This window comes from Paenibacillus solani (genome assembly GCF_050475945.1).
Classification (GTDB): Bacteria; Bacillota; Bacilli; order Paenibacillales; family Paenibacillaceae; genus Paenibacillus_AQ; species Paenibacillus_AQ solani_A.
Genome location: NZ_JBCMXJ010000005.1, coordinates 787,482 through 799,503, shown reverse-complemented (window position 1 = coordinate 799,503; position 12,022 = coordinate 787,482). Strand labels below are relative to the sequence as shown.

General features: G+C 45.3%; 13 protein-coding genes and 1 riboswitch. Of the genes, 9 read left to right on the top strand and 4 right to left on the bottom strand.

The window, feature by feature from the left end:
* Positions 1 to 96: 96 nt before the first annotated feature.
* Together ABEQ74_RS05475 and ABEQ74_RS05470 are read left to right on the top strand one after the other, a co-directional pair.
* A complete protein-coding gene (locus ABEQ74_RS05475) occupies positions 97 to 561 on the top strand; it encodes an NUDIX hydrolase (RefSeq protein ID WP_430120218.1) in 465 nt (154 codons plus the stop codon).
* Positions 558 to 1,118, top strand: coding sequence for a histidine phosphatase family protein (locus ABEQ74_RS05470; protein WP_430120216.1), 561 nt, complete (start codon positions 558 to 560; stop codon positions 1,116 to 1,118). Before ABEQ74_RS05475 ends, ABEQ74_RS05470 begins: the two co-directional genes overlap by 4 nt.
* A gap of 108 nt (positions 1,119 to 1,226) precedes the next feature.
* On the opposite strand, the gene ABEQ74_RS05465 is transcribed toward ABEQ74_RS05470, so the two are convergent.
* The gene (locus ABEQ74_RS05465; protein ID WP_430120214.1) at positions 1,227 to 2,477 is read right to left on the bottom strand and encodes a methyl-accepting chemotaxis protein; all 1,251 of its coding nucleotides are present in this window, start codon (positions 2,475 to 2,477) and stop codon (positions 1,227 to 1,229) included.
* A 183-nt stretch (positions 2,478 to 2,660) separates the two neighbouring features.
* Positions 2,661 to 3,383: a class I SAM-dependent methyltransferase gene (locus ABEQ74_RS05460; protein WP_430120212.1), complete on the bottom strand. Its 723-nt coding sequence runs from the start codon at positions 3,381 to 3,383 to the stop codon at positions 2,661 to 2,663.
* Between the two features lie 354 nt (positions 3,384 to 3,737).
* On the opposite strand from ABEQ74_RS05460, the gene ABEQ74_RS05455 reads away from it, so the two are divergent.
* Positions 3,738 to 3,833 (top strand): sporulation protein YjcZ, encoded by a 96-nt coding sequence (locus ABEQ74_RS05455; RefSeq protein WP_082341631.1) that lies wholly within the window; start codon positions 3,738 to 3,740, stop codon positions 3,831 to 3,833.
* A 70-nt stretch (positions 3,834 to 3,903) separates the two neighbouring features.
* Here ABEQ74_RS05455 and ABEQ74_RS05450 read toward each other — a convergent pair whose 3' ends face one another.
* Complete coding sequence (locus ABEQ74_RS05450; protein ID WP_430120210.1) at positions 3,904 to 4,503, bottom strand: YkoF family thiamine/hydroxymethylpyrimidine-binding protein; 600 nt, start codon at positions 4,501 to 4,503, stop codon at positions 3,904 to 3,906.
* Positions 4,504 to 4,605: 102 nt separating this feature from the next.
* A riboswitch (TPP riboswitch) is annotated at positions 4,606 to 4,709 on the bottom strand.
* Between the two features lie 246 nt (positions 4,710 to 4,955).
* Here ABEQ74_RS05450 and ABEQ74_RS05445 point away from each other — a divergent pair.
* The 3 genes from ABEQ74_RS05445 to ABEQ74_RS05435 are packed head-to-tail and all read left to right on the top strand — an operon-like array spanning position 4,956 to position 8,020.
* Complete coding sequence (locus ABEQ74_RS05445) at positions 4,956 to 5,447, top strand: sigma-70 family RNA polymerase sigma factor (RefSeq protein WP_430120208.1); 492 nt, start codon at positions 4,956 to 4,958, stop codon at positions 5,445 to 5,447.
* On the top strand, positions 5,440 to 5,793 hold the full coding sequence (locus ABEQ74_RS05440) for a hypothetical protein (RefSeq protein ID WP_430120206.1): 354 nt from the start codon (positions 5,440 to 5,442) through the stop codon (positions 5,791 to 5,793). The genes ABEQ74_RS05445 and ABEQ74_RS05440 overlap by 8 nt, the downstream gene beginning before the upstream one ends.
* Positions 5,771 to 8,020 carry a hypothetical protein gene (locus ABEQ74_RS05435; protein ID WP_430120204.1) on the top strand — a complete coding sequence of 750 codons (2,250 nt, stop codon included), beginning with the start codon at positions 5,771 to 5,773 and terminating at the stop codon, positions 8,018 to 8,020. Before ABEQ74_RS05440 ends, ABEQ74_RS05435 begins: the two co-directional genes overlap by 23 nt.
* A 101-nt stretch (positions 8,021 to 8,121) precedes the next feature.
* Here ABEQ74_RS05435 and ABEQ74_RS05430 read toward each other — a convergent pair whose 3' ends face one another.
* On the bottom strand, positions 8,122 to 8,724 hold the full coding sequence (locus ABEQ74_RS05430) for a nitroreductase family protein (RefSeq protein ID WP_430120202.1): 603 nt from the start codon (positions 8,722 to 8,724) through the stop codon (positions 8,122 to 8,124).
* 468 nt (positions 8,725 to 9,192) lie between these two features.
* Here ABEQ74_RS05430 and ABEQ74_RS05425 point away from each other — a divergent pair, with 468 nt between their 5' ends.
* From ABEQ74_RS05425 to ABEQ74_RS05415, 3 genes are read left to right on the top strand one after another with little or no spacing between them, the layout of a single operon-like run.
* A complete protein-coding gene (locus ABEQ74_RS05425) occupies positions 9,193 to 10,146 on the top strand; it encodes an ABC transporter permease (RefSeq protein WP_430120200.1) in 954 nt (317 codons plus the stop codon).
* On the top strand, positions 10,136 to 11,083 hold the full coding sequence (locus tag ABEQ74_RS05420; RefSeq protein ID WP_430120198.1) for an iron chelate uptake ABC transporter family permease subunit: 948 nt from the start codon (positions 10,136 to 10,138) through the stop codon (positions 11,081 to 11,083). The genes ABEQ74_RS05425 and ABEQ74_RS05420 overlap by 11 nt, the downstream gene beginning before the upstream one ends.
* Positions 11,080 to 11,838, top strand: a complete 759-nt coding sequence (locus ABEQ74_RS05415) for an ABC transporter ATP-binding protein (protein ID WP_054403025.1) — start codon at positions 11,080 to 11,082, stop codon at positions 11,836 to 11,838. The genes ABEQ74_RS05420 and ABEQ74_RS05415 overlap by 4 nt, the downstream gene beginning before the upstream one ends.
* Positions 11,839 to 12,022: the final 184 nt, after the last annotated feature.

Sequence of the window (12,022 nt, the reverse complement as noted above, 5' to 3'; positions counted from 1 at the left end):
ATTAAATAAGAGATTCAGGTTGGCAGGGGCGTTTTCGTTCAGTATTTCGTTCAGTGTGACTAATTACGTTTTTGCCAATTAACAGGGGGCTTGATCATGGAGAAGTATACACATCTGGGTGTTTATGGCGTACTGGTCCGGGAAAACCATGTTCTGTTGATCCAGAAAGCGAGGGGGCCGCACAAGGGAAAATGGGATTTGCCTGGCGGTTCCATCGAATTTGGCGAAGAGCCTGAACTTACCCTGCAGCGGGAGTTTATCGAGGAAACCGGACTTGCACCCATCACAGGAAACATCCGGACAGCCGTATCTTATACCATCATTTATCAATATGATCCGAACCAGATGGAGGAGCTGCATCATATCGGCATCATTTATGACGTCGAGCTGCTGGATGATCAAGCGGTGCTAAGAACGGACGGTGATGGCCAGGACTCATTAGGAGCAAAATGGATTCCGCTGGAGACATTGGGGCTGCTGCCTTTAACACCATTCGTTGAAATGATCATGGAGCCTGCCGTACAGGAAGAGCCCGATGTGGGAGCCGAGGTGGAAGGATGACAATTTTATATTTTGTGAGACATGCCGAATCTCCATTTATCGAGGGGAAGGAAAGAGCTCGCGGTTTGTCTTTGGAGGGAGCGCGAGCGGCAGAGCGAGTAAAGGATTTACTCCTGAATGAGGGTGTTGACGTTGTCATTTCGAGCTCATATCAACGGGCGAAGGATACCATCCAACCGTTGGCGGACGCTTTGGCATTACCGATCAAGGAGTATGAGGACTTGAGGGAACGAAAGGTTGGGGATTTTCAGGGATATTCTTTTCTCGATGCGAAGGAGAAGCTGTTTCAGGATTTTGTTTACTCCTTCACGGGAGGAGAATCGAGTACAACTGCGCAAAGCCGTGCAGTCCGGGTGATTGAGGAGATCTTGAACGAGTATACAGGAAAGCGTATCGTCATTGGTACGCATGGTGATATTATGACGCTCATGCTGAATCATTATGATCAGCGGTTTGATTACCATTTCTGGCAGGGAACCACCATGCCGGACGTATATCGGGCCGAATTTGAAGAGGGGCGGCTTGTTCATATCGCAAGGTTGTGGAGCGATAATTGAAGCGGTAAGCCTATAAAGACAAAGAAGACACAAAAGCCAAGAATCCAACTGCGATTCTTGGCCTTTGTGGTTAGATATAGCAAATGTCTTATGTAGGCTGAGCGCTACTTAGAATTTAAATATGTTAATGGTCTTCTGCAGCTGGAAGACAGCATTATTCATTCCTTCTGCTTCATCGGCCATCTTCTGGATGGACGAGATGCCTTCGTTCATTGATGCCGATACTTGCTCCGTTCCAGCGGCAGATTGCTGCGTGATGGCAGATATATTCTGAATCGCCGAGGAGATGTTCTGGGCACTTTCCAGCATTGATTCGCTCTCCTTCGAGAATGCAGCGATTTGTTCTGAAATATATTGTACGCTTTTGACAATTTCCATGAAGACCAGTTCTGCTTCACGGATCATTTCGGTTTGCTGCCGCACAACATCTTCATTAATCTTAATATTCTGAGTTGCATGTTTTACGTCGGATTCGATACTCCTTACAAGATTGAATACCTCCCGGGTCGACGACGTTGATTCCTCCGCCAATTTACGGACCTCTTGGGCTACTACGGCAAACCCTGCGCCATGCTCGCCGGCTCTGGCTGCCTCGATGGATGCGTTAAGGGATAATAAATTGGTCTGATCGGCAAGTTCCGATATGGTTTCTGTAATTTTCGTGATTCCTCTTGCACTTTTGGCCAATGCATCAATGGACTCCGAGACTTTGGAGGTTGCCTCAATGTTTCGCTGCATTCCTGCCGATTGTTTAGCAACAGAGTCCCTGCCTTGCTCTACCAGACCTAATGTTTCCTTTGATCGCGAATTCATTTCCTGGGTCGAATGTGTATAGTTACTGACCTTTTCTTCGATTTCACGGATGGAATTTGTCATCTCGGATACATCCTCGGAAATTTCGTTAGCACCGACGGCCAACTCATTGGACGATAACGAGACTTGATTCATGACTTGAATGAGCTCCTGATTTTTAATTGAAATGTTGGAGCTAGACGTCATAACCTGCCGACTGATACTGGAGGTTTCTTGTAATATTTTACGAAGCTTGTCTACCATGCTGTTGAAAGTTCTGCTAAGATCATTCATGCCCCCAACTTCTTTCACCTGGAAGGTGAAATCGCCTTTGGCAATTTTGGCGGAAACACTGGAAATTTCCGAAAATGAATCAGTAAGCGCTTTCTCAATCACGCTGGATAAAGGAAGCGTAATGCCGATAAGTACCACCACTAGTATGATACCAATAATGGCTTTGCCCATAAGAATAAAGGCCACCAGCATTGGGATTGCAAACAATGCGGCGATGAGATAACAGGCAGTGGTAATCTTTCGTGAGATTGGGAGTCTGTTGAACCATGTCATAAGAATGAGTCCTCCTCAACAACATAGGATATTTTTACCATGATTATAGCATCGACAGGCAAAACTAGATACAAGGAATTGAAAAAAAGTGTAGGATTAGGTCGAAAGTCTGTCATACAGTAGAAAGAGGGGCTGCACAGCTCTCATGCAATTCCCCTCATGACGTTTAAATATGGAGTCGTATTACTTTACGGCACGGAATAAGGCGGAAGCCAAATAATCGGTATTATCGAGAATCATGCGGTCATGCTTAAACAGCGTCTCCCAGAGCGAAACGTCAAATAGTAGTCCTTTATCTCGCTGTTCGTATGCATCCAAATGGCGGGTTTGCTCTTCCTTTAATTGCTCATTGAAGCGGTTGTATTCCAGAATATCCACCTGTGTAAAGCCGCTGTTCATAAGGGATTCAGACCATTCCTCTCTCATCATCAGATTCGGAATCCCGAAGAATTCCAGCAATTCCTGAAGCTTCGTCTCCGGCATCGGCTTATCGAGTAGCAATTCTCTGTCCATGAGGGCGCCTCCGTGATCCAGAACGCGATAATACTCGGGCAGCGACTTGGCGGTATTTGTGAATACAGTGACCGATTCAGCCATAACGAGGTCAAATTGATTATCCTCAAAAGGCAATGCACACACGTCCGCCTGAAGGAACTGCACATCCAGCCCCATAGCAGCGGCCCTCTTTTGCGCTTTGTTAATCATATTCTCGTTTAAATCAATGGCTGTTACTTTGTATCCCATCTCGGACAGATGACACGCGGTCCGGCCTGTTCCGCAACCCACTTCCAAAATGCGGCTGTTTGGTTGGATAGGGTAATTATTCAGCATTCGAAGGGTGGCTTCGAATCCGCCGGGATGAGCACTGCCCATGCCTAATTTGGAGAGCATTTGAATATAATTCATCTGATCATCCCTTCTTCCTTGTGAGCACCATAAGGTCATCGTTTATTTACCATATGATTCAGGAGCGGCCGGGGTTTTCGCTGAATTAGATTGGCCAAGCCCTTTTTTTGCAAAGAGAAGGGAATCCGAGATGAAGCAGCCATGAGATGGGATTGATGACGGCGTTATGTAAGCTATATACACGATTTACGCAGACAATCAAATTCATCGAGCAATCAGCGCTTATCACGGAATAATCAAGCTCATCATCTATAAAAGGGTACAAACGCCGTGGCGCACACCCGATATGAGCAATACTATGATCATGTGATTTGATTACATCACGACATTTTTTGAATCCAGGAGGGATATTTCATGAGCGGAACTTATGGCGGCAATTACGGCAATTCTGTAGGAATTATCTTGGTTCTTTATATCCTGCTCGTTATCATCTTGAGCGTTTGGGTTTAACCCATCTAGAATTGCAACAGCATACGATAAAGGCCCGGCGCTCGCCGGGCCTTTATCTGTCAACTAGACATCATTTTGATTTGGCCGATGGACTGTGGGCGGACACGACCGCGGTCATGACCAAATGGCTGTGATCAGATTGAATCGCATGGTGAAACGCATTTTCCAGTGATTCAAACACCTGCGACAATGTTCCGTCCAATCGACTGGCGTAATGAACACTGCCATTGAAGGTCCCGGCGGCCTTCGCCCGATGAACTTCATTATAGATGACTTCCATATAATTGTCGGTTCCCAGTGGATAAAGAGCAAAATGACAGGCAGTTTCAATATCGGCATGTTTGCCGATATCGCAATTTAGAGGAGTCGGATCTTCGTCCATATACACATCAGCATCCGTATCACCTGGACAACCGATAGAATAGGTGCCCTGGAAGACCGTGTGGACTTCACTCGCCGCAGCATGGGCGAAAATAGCTCTCGTCACATCAAACACATGCTCCATACGTCCACGTATACAGGTACTCACATCATCTGTTTGGATCCAAACCTTCGTCGTATCGACAGAATCAAGGGCTCCCATGATCACTTCTACAAATCGGTCTGTCATAGGAAACACGGAGAAACGGCACCCTACAATCCTGCTGGTTCCGCATACCAGCTCACTCATTACTCATCTTCCTCTCCATAATAAATAGTAAATACGCAAAATAAGCACGCAAAAAAACCGCACCCCCATAAGGAAGTGCAGTTATGCCTACATAGCGAAATAAACATAAATGCTACACTTCCCCACGCTAGTATGACCTAGATCGGGTGGTTAAGGGTTAACGGCGGCACGCCGTCTCTCAGCACATGGCACCCCTAGTACAGCCAACATATATGCAGTTGCTTATCGTGAGATATTCTCCAGTCCGTTTTATGATTCAGACAGGCTGTCTCACTTGTGTTATTGTATCCTTTTAACAATAGGTTTTCAATCATTTCCAATGTATCTTGGAGGATTTATCCAAATTTATGCAACCAGCGAGCGATGAGGCGCATCCATATATAAGAGAGGGGTGAAATGGCCTGGATGTTATACAACGTTTAAAAAATAAAGATGAGGCGGCTCTCCGGGAATTGATGGAGCAGTATGGAGATTACTTGCTGCGCACTACGGTACTGCTGCTGCGTGATCGTCAAGCTGCTGAAGAGGCTGTTCAAGATACATTTATCCAGGCGTTTGCGAATATCTCTCAGCTTCGTGATGCTGACAAACTGCGGAGCTGGCTGACCCGGATTGCGGTGAATCGTTGTCGAATGCGGCAGCGTACTTGGGATTGGCGCCACATTTTTCCCAAACCAAGAATAGACCTTCATGTAGACGAGGTCGCTCCCGCAGCAGAGGAGGCAATGATCAAACATTGGCGTGAGGGAGAAATGACGAAGTCGATCCAGAAGCTGCCTTATACATATCGTGAAGTGATTACGCTGTATTATTTCAATGAATTAGGTGTACAGGAGATTGCAGAGCAATTGCAGCTGAATGTGAATACCGTAAAGGCGCGGTTAATGAGAGGTCGTAATAAGCTTCGGCAGATAATGATGGAGATGGGGGAGAGCGATGCGTAACGGGAAAAAGGATATTGCTGAAAAAATAAATCAGGAGCTGAAGGAAATCCATTTCCAGGGTGCTGATAAGGTTATATCGCGTACATTTCCAAAATCAGGCCGGGAGTCTCTGGCTTCATTATGGAACAAGGAGATCGAGATTCCGGCAGCAGTGATTGGTTATGTTAGTGCTAGTGTCCTCGCCCTTGTCCTCGGAATTTATTTATGGAAAGACCCTGTGATGAAGCCCGCTCCCACTAAGTCACTCCAGGCAGGGACGGAGCTGCTTGAAGTTGGCGGTAGTATCTACTGGAAGGATCAGTACGAGAGGATGGTGGCCAGGCTTGAAGATTCGGATCAAGATTAAGCACTTGGTGCTGGGAGTTTTGAGTGTAATGCTCCTGTTCATTGTCCTGCATATGATATCGCCTCGTATTGAATTGATGATTGCACAGAAACAGGTGGAACAAGGCAATCTTGAGAGTAAGGCCAAGATCCTGAGCATTATTCATAATACGAAGAGTACTAAGCAAAAATGGAAGTTAATCGAGAAGTATGTGATTGAACCCAAAGATACTGAGCTGAATCACCGGTTTGATGTCTTTGTCAGTCCGGACTTCACCATGGCAAGTGGAGATGTCGATGGGACAATCCATTTTACTCAGGATGAAGGGATGCCGCTATTGCGTCAATATGTACAGGGCGCTCCTGCAGGGAGATTCCTAAAGTTTGCAGCGGTTCAGTTGTCAAATTATTATGCAATGGACGGAAATTTACAGGCTTCAGCGGATATGCTCGAGATGGTAATCCAGAAATTTGAGAATGACATCCCTAATGGAATGAATTCAGACCGTGAGTTTTCTTCTTATCTATATGAATTAAAATTAGAGCTTGCGAGCCTGTATGATGGGCTGGATCAGCCTGAACAGGCGGCAAAGCAATATGAGTATTTGGCAGATGCCCCTTATGGAGGTCGCGATGACATCACTGGAAAAGCAGCCTTGCTTCATTCCGAAATGCTGCTGCGCCGAGGCAGACCCAAGGCTGCGAAAGAGATATTAAATCGGTTATCAGAGAGCTCCAACCGGCGAAATAAAAATTCTGAGGTCACGAGCCGCATAAACCAGCTTAATAATCGCTTGCAAAGTATATTGGATGGAGAGTCGCTTTCAACGGTCAGCGGAACTGTGCAAAGCCGCGAAGGAGAGCCCATGCCTCTTGTTGGCGTTATGTTACGAAAGCAGATAGATCAATATCACAGTCCACTGCGAAGCGAACCCTATCAAATGCTGACGGATGCAAAGGGTCAATACCGTTTTGAGGGTGTAGAAGCTGGAAGCTACCAGCTTGCCATGGGCCTGAATTATGAGCAGGTTGACGGCAGAGCCTGGTCCATCGATGCGGGGGATTGGGTAGAGGTTACCCGAGGATCACAACAAAGTATCAATGTTACGATGCAGCCGCTCATTCAGTTGAGAACCCCGGTGAATAATGAAGAAATAGGTGGCGATACCATTTATTTCGAGTGGGATGCGTTTCCCGAAGCTGCCTACTATAAAGTGAATATGGGTATGCAGTTACAAGAGGGCGGGACAATCATGACATCGATTGCTAATTATATAGAAGAGAATGCACTTCAGGCTTCGGTTCAAGATCTGTATGACCAAAGAGTCGGTATTTCTATCGGAGACCGTAATGACTGGACAACAGTGGACCCTGGCGGTGTGATTGGCTTTGCTAATCCCGAAGGTTCCTTCTTCTGGTCGGTGGATGCCTACAGGGAGGATGGTACGAGATTAACTAGCAGCAGCGGTTATCGATTGAATGAGCAAACAATAGGTACTTTACCTTACTTTCTGTTAAAAGAACGAGAAGAGACGCCAGAGGATCGGCTAGTGCTTGATCGTAAATATGATGAAGCGCTGGAAGGCTATACCCGGAAGGTAAAGCAGAATCCCCAGGATGTCCATAGCCTCAGGATGAGGCTTCGTTTGTTGCAATTGAAGGACTCGCTGGCAGAGGATACAGAATCCAAGGGTTCTAAGGAAACCCTGATCGCGCTTGAGGCAATGATCGGGCAACGCCCGGCACCTATGTACCTGTGGGAATTGGCGGATTACTTCTATAATCATGAAGAGTGGGACAAATATAACCAAGCATTCGAGCGATATCTTTCTGTTCGAGGAAATCATCAGGACTATTCCTACGTCGATTCTGTTCATGCAACCGCGCTTATGAAGCAAGGAAAGTACCGGGAGTCAGAGACGTGGTTTGAACAGAGCATTCCATTGGACCCATCCCATCGCTTTATCGGAAATTATTTAGCCGCTCACTTGCTAGAGAAGGGTACGCTTGAAAGTGTACTTCGGTTGGCCGAGAAGTATCCGGATCGAAGGAATTCAAAAGAAGATTGGGCTGTTTTGGTTAAAAGAATGCTGATCGAATCCATGGGAGAGCCCGGTTATATCGAGAAATTGAGAGAAAAACTGAAGTGGATCGTGAGCGGGGATGAAAAAGCCATTCAACAATGGGTACCTGAACAGGGTTATAAAGAGATCAAGCCATTTGTTAGGGCATTATTAAATGTAAGCTAAGCTAAACTGAGTATTCACATATTATTTAATGAAGAAAGTTACGAAATAAAAAAAGAGGCGCCATCCAAGTTATCATAAACTTGGATGGCGCCTCTTATGAATTAGTTATAGAATTTTACGCGGTCTTCGAGCGGTGCGAATTCTTTCTCGCCTGGTTCAGCCACTGGTTTACCGAAAGGCATTTGAGCAAGCAGCTTCCAGTTCTCAGGAATGTTCCATTCAGTCTTCACTTTTTCGTCGATCAATGGGTTGTAGTGCTGCAAGGATGCACCCAGACCTTCAGCCTCGAGGGAAGTCCATACGACGAATTGCAGCATGCCGTTAGATTGGTTGGACCATACTGGGAAGTTATCGGCATAAGCAGCAAAGTTTTGCTGCAGATCAGCTACGACGTTGTTGTCTTCGAAGAACAACACGGTACCGTAACCAGCGCGGAATGCGCCCATTTTCTCAGCTGTGGATTTAAATGCTTCCTCATCTCCAACAACTTCTTTCAGAATATGTTCTGTGAGGTTCCACAGTTTGTCATGCTGCTCGCCAAGGAGTACCACGACGCGTGCGCTTTGGGAGTTGAAAGAAGATGGAGTGTACTTTACAGCTTCGTTTACAATCTCTTTGATGCGCTCGTCAGAAATGACGGAATCTTTGCTGATTGCGTAGTAGGAACGGCGATCCTTAAGTGCAGATGAAAAATCTTTAGACATGAATTAACCTCCTGAGTTATCAAATATACATGACTCTGATTAGAAAGATGTCCTGAACAAAGAGCATTTATGCATATTCGATTCTGGTAATAGTATTAATGAGAAATATCATTCCACACTAACTAACAATTAGTTAGGAATAATACTTATGTTAGTATATTAATATAGTATAGATTCATTGTCAACGTTCCATTGGACAAATAATCAATGCTAATGATGGGACGATTATAGTGAATGAGAACGGATCCCCTTAAACCTGATGAAACTTCACATTATGAACATTTGATGAACAAACAATTCAAAAATGAAACATTTAAATGATTTTGATTCTCAATTATACTTGTCGGTTGAGAATGGGGATGATATAATGCATATCAGAACGCGATTGATAATCAATCTCAATGAGAATAATCATGAAGATTATGAACTGTGAGGTATTACAGAGACAAACACGTAGAAGGAAGAGCCATGAAATTAAGATATTTATTAGTAGCCGTTGTGGTACTCTCCATCATTTCCTTATTTATTGGAGTTAAAGATATATCGCCACTCGAACTGTTCTCCATGACAGAACAACAACAGCATATTATGCTTGTCAGCCGCATCCCCAGGCTTGTCAGTCTCATATTAGCTGGTGTCAGCATGAGTATCTGCGGTTTGATCATGCAGCAGCTCAGCCGTAACAAGTTCGTGTCGCCAACTACTGCAGGCACAATGGACTCTGCGAGGCTTGGGATATTGGTGGCCATGCTGGTCTTCACGACAAGCGGTCCGCTTATCAAGATGCTGGTGGCTTTCGTATTCGCCTTGGCAGGTACTTTTATCTTCATGAAAATCCTGGATCGGATCAAATTTAAGGACGCGATCTTTATTCCGCTCGTAGGACTTATGTTTGGTAACATTGTCAGTTCCATTGCTACCTTCTTTGCCTACAAATATGATTTGATCCAGAACATGTCTGCATGGCTCCAGGGTGACTTCTCCATGATCATGAAGGGCCAATATGAAATGCTCTATATCAGTATCCCGCTGGTGATTATGGCATACTTGTTCGCTAATAAATTCACAGTGGCTGGGATGGGAGAAGAATTCGCAACGAACCTGGGACTTCGTTACAGGAGAATTGTGAACACAGGGTTGGTCATTGTTGCGTTGGTTACGGCATCTGTCGTATTAACGGTTGGAGTGATTCCGTTTCTTGGTCTGATCATTCCTAATATCGTCAGCCTGTACTTAGGAGATCACTTGAAGAAGAGCCTTTCGCACACAGCACTCTTGGGGGCCGGGTTCGTATTGTTCTGTGACATTATTGGCCGGATCATCATCTATCCATACGAAATTCCGATTAGTCTAACCGTGGGCGTACTCGGAAGCGGCATATTCATTTTCTTACTGATGAGGAGAAAGGCTTATGACTTATAAAGCCAAACTCGGCCTGTTGGCCGCGGCGGCAATCATCCTGGTAGCGGTCTTTCTGTTCATAGATCTTGGGGGCAGTTGGGATTACGCTTTTCCAAGAAGAATCAAGAAAGTGCTTGCCATTATTCTGACCGGCGGAGCGATTGCTCTGTCAACCACGGTGTTCCAAACGGTCACGAATAACCGGATCTTGACGCCAAGCGTGATGGGATTAGACTCCTTATATATTTTAATCCAGACCACAGTTATCTTTGTCTTCGGTTCCTTCACGCTCCATGAACTGGGTAGTAATGTAAACTTTCTGATCAATGTCGGCGCGATGATTCTGTTTGCCGGAGTGTTGTATAAGATTTTGTTCCAGAGGGAAGGAAACAACATATACTTCCTGCTGCTGATTGGCATGATCTTTGGGACCTTGTTCTCCAGCATGTCTTCTTTTATGGAAGTGCTGATCGATCCGAACGAGTTCCAATATGTAGCCGATAAAATGTTTGCCAGCTTCAACAATGTGAAAACCGAGCTTCTGGTTCTTTCATTCATTGTAGTAGCATTGACCCTGCTGTATTTTGCCCGGTTTGCTAAGTACCTAAACGTACTGTCGCTCGGTCGTGAGCAGGCGATTAATCTGGGTGTCAATTATGATTATGTTGTCAAGCGGCTTCTCATCATTGTAGCGATATTAATCTCGGTTGCGACCGCGCTGGTTGGGCCGATCACATTCCTTGGTCTGCTCGTCGTCAATGTTGCTTATGAAGTGATGAAGACCTATCGGCATTCACTCTTAATCACTGCATCCATTCTTATTAGCGTTATCGCCTTGGTTGGCGGACAACTGGTTGTAGAACGGGTATTTACATTCTCTACAACGCTCAGCGTCATCATTAACTTCATCGGCGGTGTTTACTTCATATACCTGCTACTAAAGGAGAGTAAAGCATGATCCAGGTTACGAACGTATCGAAAGTCTATGGCGGTAAAAAGGTCGTTGACAACGTGTCAGTTACGATCCCAAAAGGTCAGATCACTTCCTTTATCGGCCCTAACGGCGCCGGTAAGAGTACTTTGCTGTCCATGATTAGCAGATTGACTGGCAAGGACAGCGGTCAAATTACCGTTGACGGCAAAGAGGTAAGCCAATGGAAGAGCGGAGACTTGGCGAAGAAGGTTTCCATACTGAAACAATCCAACCATATCAGCCTACGCTTAACGGTACGCGAGCTTGTATCCTTCGGCCGTTTTCCTTACTCGCAAGGTAGACTGAATGCAGAAGACGAGAAATACGTGGACGAAGCCATCTCTTATATGGAGCTTGGGGATATGCAGCATAAATTCCTCCATCAGCTCAGCGGTGGTCAGACCCAGCGTGCTTATATTGCAATGGTCATCGCTCAGAACACGGATTATATTCTGCTTGATGAGCCCCTGAATAACTTGGACATGAAACACTCCGTACAGATTATGAAGATTCTCAGAAGGCTCGTTGCAGATCTAAACAAAACGATTGTCATCGTCATCCATGATATCAACTTCGCTTCCTTCTATTCGGATTACATTGTTGCATTGAAGAACGGTGCCATCGAGAGCGAAGGTCAGACCAAGAATATCATTCAGAGCAATGTCCTTCGTGATATCTACGATATGGATATCGAGATCGAAGAGATTAATGACAATAGAGTATGTGTGTATTACGCCTAAAAGCGATGAAGAGATCGTGAGGTGAGGATAGGGGTTCCATCAAGGAAGGAAGAAAGATCGGAATCCTTATCTCCACTCATCAGGAAGCTGCCTTGGATAGAGGTCGGCACGACTTCATCTGTCTCCATAGGATTACATAATCAACCATAAATTCAAATATATGTTGATTTATATGAAAATATCA